Origin of the sequence: Pseudoalteromonas sp. A3 (assembly GCF_025942345.1) — a bacterium.
Classification (GTDB): Bacteria; Pseudomonadota; Gammaproteobacteria; order Enterobacterales; family Alteromonadaceae; genus Pseudoalteromonas; species Pseudoalteromonas atlantica.
The window spans coordinates 91,684-107,253 of the sequence record NZ_JAPCKL010000011.1; the positions used below are offsets into that span (position 1 = coordinate 91,684).

Genomic DNA, 15,570 nt, shown 5'->3' on the forward strand with positions numbered 1-15,570 from the left:
CATGAAAACAGTTTGGCTTGTAGATGATGACGCATCAATTCGCTTTGTATTAGAAAAAGCGCTGACACGCGCAGGGTTTGAAGCAGAAAGCTTTGCAAATGCGCAAGACGTGTTAAGCGCGCTAAAATTTAGCCAGCCAACCGTGTTGGTATCTGACGTACGGATGCCAGGCATGGACGGCATGGCATTGCTTGAACTCATAGCAGAGCAAAACCCTGGGCTGCCGGTTATTATAATGACCGCCCACTCAGATTTAGACTCAGCGGTTAATGCATTTCAAAAAGGCGCGTTTGAGTACTTAGCCAAGCCATTTGATTTAAACGAAGCCGTGGCATTAATCGAAAGTGCCTGTAGAGCAAATTCAACTAAAAAAACTAAGCGTAAACAAGTTCCACCTAAAAGCGCGCACATTATTGGCGAAGCCCCTGCGATGCAGGAAGTGTTTAGAGCGATAGGTAAACTGTCGGCTTCAAGTATGAGCGTACTAATTAATGGTGAGTCAGGCACAGGTAAAGAGCTTGTAGCCAGCGCTTTACATAACCATAGCCCACGTAAAGAAAACCAGTTTATTGCATTAAACATGGCCGCTATTCCAAAAGAGCTTGTGGAGTCTGAGCTATTTGGCCACGAAAAAGGCGCATTTACTGGTGCCGATAGCGTTCGTAAAGGCCGCTTTGAACAAGCCAATGGCGGCACACTGTTTTTAGATGAAATTGGCGATATGCCACTGGATGTGCAAACACGTTTATTACGTGTACTCGCCGATGGTGAGTTTTACCGTGTGGGCGGGCACCAAAGTATTAAAGTAGATGTACGCATTATCGCTGCAACGCATCAAAATTTAGAAGATTTAGTAAAACAGGGTAAATTTAGGGACGATTTATTTCATCGTTTAAACGTTGTGCGCCTTCGTTTACCGGCTCTTAGAGAAAGAACTGAAGACATTGAACGCCTAGCGCAGCACTTTTTACACAAAAGCGCAAAAGATCTGCAAGTAGAAAGTAAAGTGCTAAGCCCAAAAGCCACAGAGCAGCTTAGGCTATTTAGCTGGCCTGGTAATGTTCGACAACTCGAAAACACCTGTCGCTGGTTGACCGTTATGGCCCCTGGTGAATTAGTAAGTGAGCAAGACCTACCACCAGAGATCATTGATGCAGCGCCTGTTCAACAAGAGGGTGATTGGCTCGATGCATTTCAGCAATGGCTCAATCAAGAGCTTAAGCAAGGTAAAGAAAACATTTGGCCTGATATTCAAGCTCAGCTTGAAACTCGCCTTATAAAAACAGCACTGGCTAATTGCTCTGGCCATAAACAAGATGCAGCCATAAAAATTGGCTGGGGGCGCAACACGTTGACCCGCAAATTAAAAGAGCGCAATATTAGCTAGTTTCTAACTGTTACTCGTTGGCCCTAGGATGAAATTAATAGAACACATTCCATTATTTAAACAAATGGAAATAGTGAATAGATTGCACTTTTTTAAAGACTTCAGCCTTGCTGAACGCCAAGTGTTATTAGAGTCGTTTGGGTTATTGTATTTAGTTAACCAGCATCAGTTTTTATTTAAACAATACGATAACGACAAACGCTTATACATTGTATTAAGTGGTGCGTTACTTGTTTTTAAACATAACCACTTGCTGGAGCTTGGCACTATAGAGCCCGGTGAGTTTATCGGTGAAGGCGCATTTATTAATAACCGCGAGCGCAGTACGAGCGCTCGCGCTAAAACCGACACCATAGTACTTGCCATTACCCCAGAGGCACTTACTCGCTTGCCTAATGTAATACGCGAAAAAATTAAAGATAGAATCATAGAAGGTATGAGTCTGCGCATTGCAAAGCTGAGTGAGCACATAGAAACCCACGGTTAACTCTATCACTCAGTTCATATAAACAATTTGTAGTGAGCAATCAAGCCAGCTGGGGTGATTAACATGCGCCGTAAATGTATACGTATCGGATGGCTTGGCGCCAAAGGGCGTATTTATAAGTGGTTGTGAGTGGTTGTATGTTTGCGAATAATTTTTGTAATAAATAACAACGTAACCGTATAAAAACTCCCAACCTAACCTTACAACAGCGCCATTGGGTAAGGTAAAGTCAGCGTGTTCATTTGAAAATCTAACCGCTAAATCATTGTATTTATCGTCGCTGCAATGGGTTGTTCTTAGCCGAGACGGCATAGTAAAAGCGTCTTCTCCATCAGTGCTCTTTAAATAAAAGCCTATATTGCCATCACCATAAAAGTGATTTGATCGACTTGTATAATTTACTTGTGGCTCATACCCGAGCGCTTGGATTATGGACGCAAGTCGTTCTGTCTCTTTGGAATAAATTTTATCGCTTGATAAAAGCAACGTGGCTTTACCAAACTCTGATGGGATTTCTAGCTCAACATATTCATAAGGGAGCGATTGTGCTTTTAGCGCAGCATCGAGCTGCTTGCGCTGCTCCTCTTGCAAGTTTTCACTAAAAACATAAACGGTAGGTTGTTGGCACGCAGTTAATAATAGTGCCCACATACAGATTAAAATGCCATTTTTCATAGTTACCTCCAATGATTACAATTGTAGTCTATTGGAGGAAACTATCTATAGCAACTTAATACTCATGTGCTTAATTAAGTATTATTGTACGTTGGTATAATTTGTTTGGCTGTCTAACCAGGCATCTACACTTTGGCGCGTATATAAAACTTCGTTAAATAAGCGGTGACGTTCAAATTCCAGTTTTGATTTTTTAAGTGGATCACCACTAATTAGCCGACTGTGCGTATCGTTAAACTTAGAAATAACCGAAAAGCCGCGTTCATCTTGCTCTTTTTGTGTTTTTACCGAGTTAGCTAAGTGAGCTCTTACATCATCTGCTGTCAGCATATCTGAATTATCTAAGCCCATTAGCTCTTTTTTCATTGCTAATCTTATGCCCATTTACTGCTCCAATTATATGCAGACCTAAACAATTAAAACGGTGAAATAATTACCATGTTTTAGGTACGATTTTTTATTTGCCAAAGCAATAGCAAATAGCACACCAAATTTTTGCTAGAGCATACGCATCAAATGCTGCAGTTTTTTTAAAGTTGAAAAAAGTTTTATATTTATCACTCTTTTTTATCCCACTCGGGCGAGCTTGCTAGGTGCAAAAAACAGTGCAAGCCTTTATACTTGCTGCTTATGCGCCACCAACAGAGATAACCATGTCAGAAGAATACATTGAAATTGAACTTGAAGAAGAACCTATAGAGCTTTGTAAATTACTAAAAGTACTCGATTTAGTAGAAGGTGGCGGCCAAGCTAAAAACCTAATAGCGCAAGGCTATGTTGGGGTTAACCATGAAATATGTACAATAAAACGGAAAAAATTATACAGTGGCGATGTACTTGAATTTGATGGCGAGCTTTTTCAACTCACTTTAAGTGAAGATGCGACTCCTGTAGAGCGCCCAGTGGCAACAACCCAGCCGCAGCCAGAAAAAACACCTAATGAAACAGCTCAAAAGCCGGCAAAAAATAAAAGAAAGCGCACTAAAAAGCCAAAGGTTGATGAAAATACAGGGCGCCGCCCTATCTCATTTGGCTAGCCCTTAGCGCTTTGTGCCGTTTTTATTATATGTATAGGCTAGCTTGAACAGTTAGCCTTTTTGCTCTTTAATTACCTCGTAAAATACAATAAAAACAAGGTAATAATATGACAACCTCAGCCACACCTAATTGGTTTAAACCCGCCCTGTGGGCAGCACTTATCTGGAATTTATTAGGTGTGTTTGCATTTATAATGCACCTTATGATGACCCCCGAGATGATAAGTAAACTTCCGCTAGATCAACAAGCTGCATATTCAAACGTGCCTTTGTGGTCTACCATTGCATTTGCTGTAGCGGTATTTGGTGGCACCCTTGGCTGCATACTACTATTGGCCAAAAATGCATTTGCAACGCCTACCTTTGCGTTATCGTTGGTAGCGATATTTATTCAGCAATTTTATAATTTCATTGTGATAAATAGCATTAAAATGCTGGGGATAAGCGCGGTGTTTATGCCTATTTTAGTGATTGTTATTGCGTTTTTGCTTTTATATTTAAGTATAAAAAGCAAACAACAAGGTTGGTTGAACTAACTTCCCCCCCTTTTGTAAACTCATTATTTTGCTACTTGAAAAAACAATTTTAGGTAGCACTTCTATACTTAGTACTGTCTAAAAAACATGCATTGCGCTACCTGCTTTTTAGCCTGATTTGTCATATTTATTATCTCTGGTATGCACTTTGCAAACTATTGGCAAATAAACACGTTATTTTATCAAGGACATAATCCTAACTATCAAAGGGGCAAAAAATGAATAGTTTCGACACCCAACAACAATTAACGATTAATGGCGAGCAATACCATATTCACTCACTTAAAGGATTAGGCGACAAAGCAAAGCGATTGCCCTTTTCTCTCAAAGTATTACTAGAAAACCTATTACGCAATGAAGATGGCGTAAACATTAAAGAACAAGACATTCAAGCCCTTCTTGACTGGGACCCTAAAGCAAAGCCCTCAGCTGAGGTGGCCTTTACGCCGGCACGTGTGGTAATGCAAGACTTTACAGGTGTTCCCGCCATTGTTGATTTAGCTGCCATGCGTGATGCAATGGAAAAGCTAGGTGGCGATCCTGCAAAAATAAACCCGCTTTCTCCTGCTGAACTTGTAATTGACCACTCAGTACAAGTAGATGGCTACGGTGACGACGGTGCGTTTGATTTAAATGCCAAGCTAGAATACGAACGAAATAAAGAACGCTACGAATTTTTACGCTGGGGGCAAACTGCTTTTGATAATTTAAAAGTAGTGCCACCAGCTACAGGTATTGTGCACCAAGTAAACTTAGAGTTTTTAGCGCGTGTTGTTTTTAACGACAGTGAAAACGGAAAATCAATAGCCTACCCAGACACTCTTGTAGGGACTGATTCGCACACCACCATGATTAATGGTTTAGGTGTGTTAGGCTGGGGCGTAGGTGGTATTGAAGCCGAAGCAGCCATGCTTGGGCAACCAATTAGCTTGCTTATTCCTCAGGTAGTGGGCTTTAAATTAAATGGCCGCTTACCCGAGGGCACCACAGCTACCGATTTAGTGCTCACCGTTACCGAAATGCTACGTAATCACGGAGTAGTGGGTAAATTTGTTGAGTTTTATGGTGACGGCCTAGCTGATTTACCGCTAGCCGATAGAGCAACCATTGCCAACATGGCGCCAGAGTACGGTGCAACATGTGGTATTTTCCCAATTGATGATGAAACAATTAACTACCTGCGTTTAACGAACCGCGATGAAGATCACCTCAAACTGATTGAAGACTACGCTAAACACCAAGGCTTATGGCGCCATGAAGGCGACGAAGCGCATTACACAGACACCCTTGAGCTTAAATTAGACGACGTAGTGCCTAGCCTTGCAGGTCCTAAACGCCCACAAGACAGAATTACACTTGATAAAGCCGGTGATGTGATAGGCCAGCACCTAAAAGGTTTCCAAGATGAGCGTATGGCTCGTCGTGATAAAAGCGATATTGAAGAAGCGCGCATTGAAAGTGAAGGCCCAACAACCAACCCTGATGAACCGGTAGACGAAGCGCAGTTTATGGGTGCAGCCAAAGTGAAGTTTAAAGGCCAAGAATTTGAACTAAACGATGGCGCCTGTGTTATTGCCGCTATTACAAGCTGTACAAATACCTCTAACCCCAGTGTTATTTTAGCCGCAGGCTTAGTGGCTCAAAAAGCTAAACAGCTGGGTATTAATGTAAAACCGTGGGTTAAAACATCGCTTGCACCCGGTTCGCAAGTGGTAACCGACTACCTTGAAAAAGCAGGCCTAATGGATGACCTAGAAAGCTTAGGCTTTAACTTGGTCGGTTATGGTTGTACCACGTGTATAGGTAACTCAGGCCCGCTAGCAGATGAAATTAGCGAAGCTATTCAAAAGCATAAGCTAGTTGTAAGCTCTATTTTATCGGGTAACCGTAATTTTGAAGGGCGTATACACCAAGACGTTAAAATGAACTTTTTAGCCTCGCCTCCACTTGTGGTAGCGTATGCCATTGCAGGGCGTACAGACATAGATGTATACAACGAGCCATTAGCGCAAGATGAAAACGGTAACGATATTTACCTGAAAAACATTTGGCCAAGCGTGAGCGAAGTCAGCGAACTAGTACAAAAAACGGTAACCAGAGAAATGTTCGAAAAAAGCTATGCCAACGTATACGAAGGCGACAGCCGTTGGCAAAAAATTCAAATTCCTGATGGTAAGCTCTATGATTGGGATGATGGGTCAACTTACATTAAAAAAGCACCATTCTTTGAGGGCATGAGCGTTGAACCACCAGGCGTGCCAACAATTGAAGGGGCGCGTTGTTTAGCTAAACTTGGCGACTCAGTAACCACTGACCATATTTCTCCTGCGGGGGCCATTAAAGCTGAAGCGCCAGCCGGTATTTACTTACAGGAAAAAGGCGTAGAAAAAGCGCAGTTTAACTCGTACGGTTCACGCCGTGGTAACCACGAAGTGATGATGCGAGGCACATTTGCGAACGTTAGGCTTAAAAACTTACTCGCACCAGGTACAGAAGGTGGCGTTACTCGCACCCAACCTGATGACAAGCTTGCCAGCATTTACGATGCCGCAATGGAATATGAAAAGAGTAACACACCATTAATTGTGTTAGCTGGTAAAGAATACGGTACCGGTTCATCACGCGACTGGGCAGCAAAAGGCTCGCTTTTATTAGGTGTAAAAGCGGTGGTTGCACAAAGTTATGAGCGTATTCACCGCTCTAACCTCATTGGTATGGGTGTACTACCTTTACAGTTTAAAGAGGGTGAGAGCCACGAATCATTAAATTTAACTGGCCAAGAGCAGTTTGATATTGAAGGTTTGTACGACAAAACGAATGAAGTAAGCATTATTGCCACGAATGCTGAGGGCAAAAAAGTCAGCTTTAGCGCCGATGTACGTATAGATACCCCTAAAGAGTGGGATTACTACAAGCACGGCGGTATTCTACAATACGTTTTACGTAACATGCTTGACTAATCATATACTTAAAACTAAAAAGCCTAGCAGTCGCTAGGCTTTTTTATGCGCTAAATGATTAACGAGTATTGCAACTTGGTATTGCTTTTAACTGGTTATAAGCCCTTAGCATAACGAAGGCGCAGTAACTCAGCTCACTAATTACAAACCCCGCACGATTAAAACCCCTCATATTGAGTAAGCTTTAATGCTAAGCGCACAATAAAAATTTAGTACCCACCTATACTTTGCATCTCTCTACTGCGCTGCTCTAATTTTTGCTTTGCCTTTTCGGCATCTTCAAACAGTTTTTGAATAGATTCAGCGTTGTAAACGGTTGGTGTAGGTGGTTGAATACTCTTTTTTGAGGTACTTGCACTGCTACTCAAAATTGAGGTGTCTTCTGCGGCTACAACAGTGACATCACGGGCATCAAGTTTTACCTCAATACTTTTGCCATCTGCATTAGGCGTATCTGAAAAATGCCATTGGCCGTTTTTATCTTGCCACTTATAAATTTTGCTACCGGGTTTAATTGTCGCCGCATCATTGTTTACACTCTGCGCAATTTTATCGCCCGCTTGTTTTGCGCCTTGCACTGCCTGATTAAGCGTATTGGTAGATAACGCGACCATTTTTTCTTTAATTTTGTGAGATTCAGCACTAATAGATGAACTAGAAAGCCATGTTTGGCCATCTGGCTTTTTTAGGTAAAACAAAGAGATAACAGCAATGATCATGACTGATATTGCCAAGTAGGTGAAGTATTTCATAGCGTTCCTGCTTAAAAATGAATCCTTGAAAGGCAAGTCTAATAAAAAATACTTAATCAGGCAATTTTTTTGCAATAAAAAACGCAACCTAAGTTGCGTTTAAATAGTTGTTTAGCATTCGCTTTTTTTAAATACCATCGCCATCAATATGCAGTCCGCATTCGCGGTTTAAACCAAAAAAGCGCGTTTCTTCTTCGCTCATACCTGGCTCAAGTTTACGCGTAGTATGCACATCACCCATCGACACATAACCTTGCTCCCATAATGGGTGGTAAGGTAAATCATGCTTAGTAAGGTATTGATATACATCGCGGTTTGTCCATTCAATAATCGGATACACTTTTACCGTACCTCGGCTTATCTCAACAAACTGTTTATCTGCACGGGTCGACGATTGGTCACGGCGCAGGCCACTAAACCAGGTACCGGCACCAATTTCTTTTAATGCGCGGGTCATGGGCTCTACTTTATTAAGCTGATTATATTGCTTAATACCGTCCTCGCCTTGTTCCCATAGTTTACCGTATTTAGCTTCTTGCCATGCAGGGCTTAGCTCAGCTTTATACACCTGTAAATTAAGTGATAGGCGCGCTGTCATTTGCTCAATAAACTGATACGTTTCTGGAAATAAATAACCCGTATCGGTTAATACCACAGGAATATCAGGACGCTGAGATGTTACTAAATGCAGCATGACCGCCGCTTGAATACCAAAGCTTGATGATAAAAAAGCTGTATCGGGTAAGTTCTCTAGTGCCCATGCAACACGCTGCTCCGCACTCATTGGTGCAAGTATGCCGTTTGCATCTGCAAGCAATGCCGCTTGGCTTTGCTTATCAAGCTGTAATATGTTTTTAAATTCACTCATGGTCAATTTTAAACCTCACCCACGCTCCGCGTGGGTATTTAATTAAGCGTGAAAATCGGTTACTGATACTTTTACTTCAGCAACAATGCCTTTGCGAATTACAAAGTCACCAAAACATTCACCGTCGTTTCGCTCACTTGCCCACTGGCCAATTAGCTTATCAAACGCGTCTAGGTAAACATCTTCACCTACGTTTTCTAGGTACAGTTTAGGAATGCGTGTACCTTCTAAATTACCACCTAGGTAAACGTTGTATTTACCAGGGCCTTTACCTACTAAACCAGCTTCTGCAAGCATTGCGCGGCCACAACCGTTAGGACAACCTACAACACGCATAATAATGCTGTCATCAGGTATGCCATGCTTAGCAAGTAGTGCTTCGGTTTTTTCAATTAAGCTTGGTAAGTAACGCTCAGCTTCGGCCATAGCAAGCGGACACGTTGGCAATGCTACACACGCCATTGAATTTTTACGTTGCTCAGTGTCTTTGTCATCAATTAGGCCGTGGTTACGGGCAATTTCTTCAATGACTGCTTTTTGATCGGCAGGCACACCGGCAATAATTAAGTTTTGGTTAGCCGTCATGCGCATATCGCCTTGGTGCACTTCTGCAATTTTACGACAACCTGTTTTTAATGGCTTACCTGGGTAGTCTAAAATACGGCCGCTTTGTATAAATAGCGTAAGGTGGTGCTTGCCATCAATGCCTTCTACCCAACCGATACGATCGCCACGGTGAGTAAACTCATAAGGGCGGCTTGGTGCAAAGCTTACACCGGCACGTTTTTCTACTTCCGCTTTAAATACGTCAGACCCAACACGGTCTAGGGTGTATTTAGTTTTTGCATTTTTACGGTTAGAACGGTTACCCCAATCGCGCTGCACTGATACAACGTGCTCAGCAATTTTTAAAGTGTCTTCTAGGGCAATAAAACCAAAGTCGTCAGCTTTACGCGGATACGTAGCCGTATCACCGTGGGTCATAGCAAGGCCACCACCTACAAGTACGTTAAAGCCAACAAGCTTGCCATCTTCAGCAATAGCAACAAAGTTTAAGTCATTCGCATGCACATCGACTTCGTTGTTAGGCGGAATAGTAACCGTGGTTTTAAACTTACGCGGTAAGTAGTTAGAACCTAAAATTGGCTCTTCTGTGGTTTCTGCTTTTTCGCCATTTAACCAAATTTCAGCGTATGCTTTCGTTTTTGGAAGTAAATGCTCAGAAATTTTTGCAGCCCACTCATACGCTTCTTGGTGTAGCTCTGACTCAACAGGGTTAGTCGTACATAGTACGTTACGATTTACATCGCCTGCGGTGGCAATAGAGTCAATGCCAACGCTATTAAGCATTTGGTGCATGCCTTTAATATTTGGCTTTAATACACCATGAAATTGAAACGTTTGACGTGTTGTTAAACGAATACTGCCGTAGCTTGTTTTTTCATCGGCAAATTTATCAATTGCTAGCCATTGCTCAGGCTTGATAATACCGCCAGGCATACGTGCACGTAGCATTACGTTGTGCAGCGGCTCTAGCTTTTGCTTTGCGCGCTCAGGGCGTATATCGCGGTCATCTTGCTGGTACATACCGTGAAAACGTATAAGTTGGAAGTTATCGGCTGTAAAACCACCGGTAATTTCATCTTTTAAATCTTGCTCTATGGTGCCACGTAAAAAGTTACTTTCTCTTTTCAAACGTTCGTTATCAGAAAGTTTTACGTTTTTATCTTGTTCGCTCATTTTAAATCCTAAATTTGTTACAGTGACGGCTGCTAGCTGTTAATAAAATAAGAAACGTGATTAATACACGTCTTTCTGATAGCGGTTAGCGCTACGTAAGTCTTTTAAATATTGCTCTGCGTCTTCGTAGCTTTTACCGGTGTTTTCGCTGATGATATCAACTAAGGCGTTGTGTACATCTTTTGCCATGCGGTTTGCATCACCACACACATAAAAATGCGCACCTGCTTCTAGCCACTCAAAAATTTCTTTTGAGTTTTTGCGTAGTTTGTCTTGTACGTATACTTTTTCGGCTTGGTCACGGCTAAATGCAACGTCAACTTTGCTTAATAGGCCTGATTTTAAATAACCCTGAATTTCTACTTGATACAAGAAGTCTTGTGTAAAGTGTGGGTTACCGAAAAACAGCCAATTTTTGCCTTGTGCTTCTCGCGAGTCACGCTCTTGTAAAAATGCACGGAATGGCGCAATACCGGTACCTGGGCCAACCATAATAATGGGGGTATTATCATCGCTAGGTAAACGGAAGTTGTCGTTGTGCTCACTAAATACTTTAACTTTACACCCTTCTTCAGCACGGCGTGCTAAATAACCAGAGCAGCCACCTAAATGTTCGCTGCCAAAGGCGTCAAACTCAACTAAACCTACCGTTAAGTGCACTTCCTCTTCAACCTCGCTTTGGCTTGAAGCGATTGAGTATAAGCGCGCTTGTAGTTTACGTAGGCAATCAACTAAGGTTTGTGCGTCTATTTTTGCAGGATTTTGTGCCACTACATCAAAAATTTGACGAGGCTCAATGTACTCACGCATCGCGGCTTTATCTTCTACAAGCTTTAGTAGCTCTGGCGTGCCCGTTGCAACTGCGTATTTTTCTACAAAGCCTGGGTATGACTGAGTAAGCTCTAACTTTTCGATTAATGCATCGCGAATAGGCAGTGACTCTTCGCCCACTTTTACAAGTGTGCTTGGATCGATTTGCGTGTGTGTTAGTAGCTCATCTACGCGGGCTTCATCATTTAAAAAGTACACGCCTAATGAATCACCAGGTAAGTAGGTGATGTCTGAGCCTTCAAGCGAAATCTCAACATGGCGTACATCTTTAGTAGAATCGCGCCCTGTAATTTTTTGTACTGTAACAAGCTCTGCCGCAAATGGGTTTTGCTTAGTGTATTGGCTTGCTGCCGCTGTTGGCGCGCCAAATGGCATTGATACAACTTGACCGCCAGCAGCATCTTGCTGCGCTTTTAGATCAGGTTCGAATGCATCAAGTGCACCGGTGATCCAAGTGGCTGCTTCATCATCGTAATCAACATCTAGGTCGGCACGTTGGAAAATAGTTTCTGCGCCAAGTTTGTTTAAACGCTCTTCAAAGTCTTTTGCTGTTTGGCAGAAAAATTCATAGCTAGAGTCACCTAAACCCAGTACCGCGACTTTAACGCCATCTAACTTAGGTGCTTTTTTGGTAGTTAAAAATTCATACAGTGTTTCAGCATCTTCAGGTGGTTCACCCTCACCGTAGGTAGATACAACAACGGTTAAAAACTTTTCTTTTTTCAGGGCTGTAGGTTTGTAGTCAGACATGCTCACAAGTTTTACAGCTAGACCGCGCGACTCTGCTTGCTCTTTAAGCTTAGTCGCCACACCTTTTGCATTACCTGTTTGCGAACCATACAAAATAGTAAGTGGCGCAGCATCGCTTGCAGCCGCTGTAGGCGCTTGCCCACCAAGAGCCGCAGAATTAGCATTTGCAGCTAAGTAACCACTTACCCACGCTTGCTGAATCGGATTAAGTTCTGCTACTAAGCCTTGCAGCTTTTGTACTTGCTCTTGCGATAGCGGGCTTGCCGCTGCGTTAAGTTGACCTAACAACATGAATTTGTTCCCCATAACCCTGAAAATTACATACAGCCCACATGGTGCGCTGTTCAAAATGAGTTTTACCTCACCCAGAGTAACTCTGCTGAGGTTTTATTAGTGTGCAGGATAGCGGGCTATGCGGTGAGAAAAAAAGAATAGAATCTGCTTTGTTATTCCATTTAGTTATTAATTTATATAAAGACCTTCAAAAACAGCTTAAAGGCTGATTATTGCTATTTTATTAATTTTGTATTTAACAAATTTGTAACCTTGTGCAGATAGTGTATGTTATTTACTCAACTATAAAAAATAGGAACAATCATGTCACACGGGACATACAAAAATAAGTTACTTAGCACGGCATTACTAATTGCCGCCACCCCAGCAATGGCCAATGTCGCAAATGGCGGATTTGAGCAGTGGACAGGCAATACGCCTGACGCGTGGACCACAATTGATAGCGGTATTAATGTATCGCGCTCAACCAGTATCGTAAATAACGCAAACAGCGCGGCGGCTATTAATGTGACCACCGGCTCGCAAAGCAATACCGACTTATTACAACAAGTTAGTGTGGAGGCGGGCAAAACATATGATTTCTCAGTGGATGTATATCACACTGAAGGAAGCATAAGAGCCCGCCTGTATGTAGATGGCTACCAAGGGTACTCTAACCAAGCGCAAATTAATCAGTGGCAAACAATTAGCCACAGTTATACGCCTAGCAGTAATAAAACCATTAATGTTGGTTTACGTTTTTACGATATGAGCGGCTTTGATGGCAATGAAACCGTTTATGTAGATAATTTTTTGCCTAATACAGACGGCGGCGCTTCAGGCAGCTGTAACGACCATAGCCTTACTTTAACCCTTAATACCGATAACTACGGCAGCGAAACCAGCTGGGTGGTTAACAACAGCCAAGGTAGCAGCGTAGCCAGTGGCAGTGGTTATGCCTCTAACACACAATATAATGAGCAACTATGTTTAACTGATGGCGCATACACCCTAGTTATAAGTGACAGCTATGGCGACGGTATGTGCTGTAACGTAGGTAGTGGTAATTACGCGCTCACTCAGGGCAGCACCACACTTGCCAGTGGCGCAAGTTTTAATAACACAGATAGTACAACTTTTGAATTAGGCGATAGCTCTGGTGGTGATACTGGCGGTGGCACTAACCCAACACCAACAGGTTATTACGTAACAACTCAGGGTCTATCTGGCTATGCATTAAAAACTGAGCTTTATAACATTATCAAAAATCACAGCTCGCAAGGTTACTCGGCTATTTGGAACTTTTACGATTCTTCAGCACGCGATAAATACTTTGAAAACGATAACAGTATTTTAGATATGTATAGTGAAAAGCCAAATGGTAGCGACAGCTATACTTACACCGCGGTGAGCGATCAGTGTGGTACTTATAACAGTGAAGCAGATTGCTATAACCGCGAGCATTCGTTCCCTAAAAGCTGGTTTGGCGGCACAAATGAGCCAATGAATTCAGACGTGCATCACATTTATGCAACCGACGGTTATGTAAACTCAAAACGTAGTAGCTACCCTTTTGGTGAAGTGGCTAGTGCATCATTTACATCAACAAACGGTAGTAAAGTCGGTTCAGCAGCAAGCTCTATTAATTACTCAGGTACGGTGTTTGAGCCAATTGATGAGTTTAAAGGTGACTTTGCCCGCGCTTATTTTTACATGGCAACCCGCTACGAGAATGTAATAGGCTCGTGGCAAAATAACACAACTGCCAGTAATGCAGTCCTTAATGGCACAAGCAATCAAGTATTCGAAAATTGGGTGGTAGCTATGCTACTTAACTGGCATAACGCCGACCCTGTTAGCCAAATGGAGCTTGACCGTAACCAAGCAGCTTATGAGTTTCAAGGTAATCGTAACCCGTATATCGATCACCCTGAATTTGTTGAGATGATTTGGTAATAGCTTGGTTATAACTTTTTAGCCCCAGCATTAACTGGGGCTTATTAATAACTGTACTTTTTGTTTGGCAATAAGTGACGCTACATACTGCTTTTCTAAATCCCACGGATGACGCTTCCAGCCCTTAAAACCAAAACCGATAATATACACCTGTGCTTGCTGCTTTAAAAAGTGCTCAATGGCTAACATTCCCGAACTGGGTGTTTTAGCTTTAAAAGCAGGTTTGCCAAACGTATTTAAGTGTTTTAATAATACTGTTTTATCGTGCTGGGCGATTCGACTCACGTTTGCATGCGGGCTATATTTACGTATTATTTCATCGCCATGGTCAATACAGCCCCTGCGGTTAATTAGCTTATAAAAAGGTTGAGTATATAAGTTAGGTTTTGGGTCAGTGATCATGACATTTTTCAGCTGCGTTATATCTATATCTGGAAACGCTGCGCAGAGCATTGCGCCTTGCTTACCTCGCCCTACTAGCCATAAATCAGTACATTTACGGCCTAAGTATGCAGGCATGTTTGCACACATATTAAAGCGCACCACTCTATCAAAGCTGTTTAGGGCTTTACTTACATCCTTTTCGACGGGGCCATTACCTATAATTAACACTGTTTGCTTAGCCATACTACGCTCCTTGTACCTTTATTAGCGCATACTAACGTGCCCGCCACACTTTACCAGCAAACTTATATTAAACTTTTTTTGCAGCCACACACTGTACGGTAAATTAACAGGCGTTACTTTTGATTTAAGGCCTGCTCTGCAAGTTCTATTGATTCGTAGCGTTTACCTGTAATTTTTATCAGCCATACTTTATCTGTAAAGGTGCGGCTTAAATACACTGTTTGCCCATTTGGGATTTGCGGCATAAAGGAAGAAATAGATTCCCACTTGCCATCAACCTGCTCTTTTAGCTTCAAGCTAGCGTTAAAGTGCGACCCCTCTGCGTTAGGCTTTACTTCAAGCGCCGTCATTTGCGTATCATCACCAATTTCTATCATTGCACTTTTATTTAATAGCATGAGTAGCTGAGGTTGATGCGTAGGGCTTAGATTTTTTAAAGCCTGCTCTATTTTACTATCTACGGTAATCTCATTCTGTAATTTATAAATACTGGCCTTAATTGCAAAAACAGGCTCTGCGTAACTGGGGTTTATAAAAAACAGTGAACTGATAAGCACTAACATAGCGCTAGTAAATTTATTCGGCATATTATATCTCCTTATTAAAATCGAATTGAGCATACCTTATATTTTGTTAAATTGAATATAAGCTATTAATATTCATAATATTCTTTATATTAATAAGCATGAAT

14 protein-coding genes are annotated in these 15,570 nt (G+C 42.1%); 6 read left to right on the top strand and 8 right to left on the bottom strand.

Annotated features, from left to right (window positions below; translation table 11 throughout):
- Position 1: 1 nt before the first annotated feature.
- Both glnG and OIZ54_RS16460 read left to right on the top strand, forming a co-directional pair.
- Entirely contained in the window at positions 2–1,387 is a 1,386-nt protein-coding gene (gene glnG, locus OIZ54_RS16455) for a nitrogen regulation protein NR(I) (RefSeq protein WP_004589451.1), read from the top strand.
- A gap of 28 nt (positions 1,388–1,415) precedes the next feature.
- Positions 1,416–1,874 carry a Crp/Fnr family transcriptional regulator gene (locus OIZ54_RS16460; protein ID WP_054983366.1) on the top strand — a complete coding sequence of 153 codons (459 nt, stop codon included), beginning with the start codon at positions 1,416–1,418 and terminating at the stop codon, positions 1,872–1,874.
- Between the two features lie 9 nt (positions 1,875–1,883).
- On the opposite strand, the gene OIZ54_RS16465 is transcribed toward OIZ54_RS16460, so the two are convergent.
- Both OIZ54_RS16465 and OIZ54_RS16470 read right to left on the bottom strand, forming a co-directional pair.
- On the bottom strand, positions 1,884–2,549 hold the full coding sequence (locus OIZ54_RS16465) for a hypothetical protein (RefSeq protein WP_264390850.1): 666 nt from the start codon (positions 2,547–2,549) through the stop codon (positions 1,884–1,886).
- Between the two features lie 81 nt (positions 2,550–2,630).
- Positions 2,631–2,933 (bottom strand): hypothetical protein, encoded by a 303-nt coding sequence (locus OIZ54_RS16470; RefSeq protein ID WP_004589447.1) that lies wholly within the window; start codon positions 2,931–2,933, stop codon positions 2,631–2,633.
- Positions 2,934–3,202: 269 nt separating this feature from the next.
- Here OIZ54_RS16470 and OIZ54_RS16475 point away from each other — a divergent pair, with 269 nt between their 5' ends.
- The 3 genes from OIZ54_RS16475 (at position 3,203) to acnA (ending at position 7,082) form a co-directional block, all read left to right on the top strand.
- Positions 3,203–3,586, top strand: a complete 384-nt coding sequence (locus tag OIZ54_RS16475) for an RNA-binding S4 domain-containing protein (protein WP_024031994.1) — start codon at positions 3,203–3,205, stop codon at positions 3,584–3,586.
- A gap of 107 nt (positions 3,587–3,693) precedes the next feature.
- Complete coding sequence (locus tag OIZ54_RS16480; protein WP_024031993.1) at positions 3,694–4,122, top strand: hypothetical protein; 429 nt, start codon at positions 3,694–3,696, stop codon at positions 4,120–4,122.
- A 218-nt stretch (positions 4,123–4,340) separates the two neighbouring features.
- A complete protein-coding gene (gene acnA / locus OIZ54_RS16485; protein ID WP_024031992.1) occupies positions 4,341–7,082 on the top strand; it encodes an aconitate hydratase AcnA in 2,742 nt (913 codons plus the stop codon).
- Between the two features lie 209 nt (positions 7,083–7,291).
- On the opposite strand, the gene OIZ54_RS16490 is transcribed toward acnA, so the two are convergent.
- From OIZ54_RS16490 to OIZ54_RS16505, 4 genes are all read right to left on the bottom strand, one after another.
- On the bottom strand, positions 7,292–7,834 hold the full coding sequence (locus OIZ54_RS16490; protein ID WP_096738927.1) for a DUF4124 domain-containing protein: 543 nt from the start codon (positions 7,832–7,834) through the stop codon (positions 7,292–7,294).
- Between the two features lie 127 nt (positions 7,835–7,961).
- Complete coding sequence (locus OIZ54_RS16495; protein ID WP_248462985.1) at positions 7,962–8,702, bottom strand: phosphoadenylyl-sulfate reductase; 741 nt, start codon at positions 8,700–8,702, stop codon at positions 7,962–7,964.
- A gap of 42 nt (positions 8,703–8,744) precedes the next feature.
- The gene (cysI, locus tag OIZ54_RS16500; protein ID WP_024031990.1) at positions 8,745–10,442 is read right to left on the bottom strand and encodes an assimilatory sulfite reductase (NADPH) hemoprotein subunit; all 1,698 of its coding nucleotides are present in this window, start codon (positions 10,440–10,442) and stop codon (positions 8,745–8,747) included.
- Between the two features lie 60 nt (positions 10,443–10,502).
- A complete protein-coding gene (locus tag OIZ54_RS16505; RefSeq protein ID WP_121636828.1) occupies positions 10,503–12,314 on the bottom strand; it encodes an assimilatory sulfite reductase (NADPH) flavoprotein subunit in 1,812 nt (603 codons plus the stop codon).
- Positions 12,315–12,620: 306 nt separating this feature from the next.
- Here OIZ54_RS16505 and OIZ54_RS16510 point away from each other — a divergent pair, with 306 nt between their 5' ends.
- Positions 12,621–14,252, top strand: coding sequence for an endonuclease (locus OIZ54_RS16510; RefSeq protein WP_264390851.1), 1,632 nt, complete (start codon positions 12,621–12,623; stop codon positions 14,250–14,252).
- Between the two features lie 30 nt (positions 14,253–14,282).
- On the opposite strand, the gene OIZ54_RS16515 is transcribed toward OIZ54_RS16510, so the two are convergent.
- Positions 14,283–14,879, bottom strand: coding sequence for a hypothetical protein (locus OIZ54_RS16515; protein WP_264390852.1), 597 nt, complete (start codon positions 14,877–14,879; stop codon positions 14,283–14,285).
- 113 nt (positions 14,880–14,992) lie between these two features.
- Positions 14,993–15,466, bottom strand: coding sequence for a hypothetical protein (locus OIZ54_RS16520; RefSeq protein WP_264390853.1), 474 nt, complete (start codon positions 15,464–15,466; stop codon positions 14,993–14,995).
- Between the last annotated feature and the right edge of the window lie 104 nt (positions 15,467–15,570).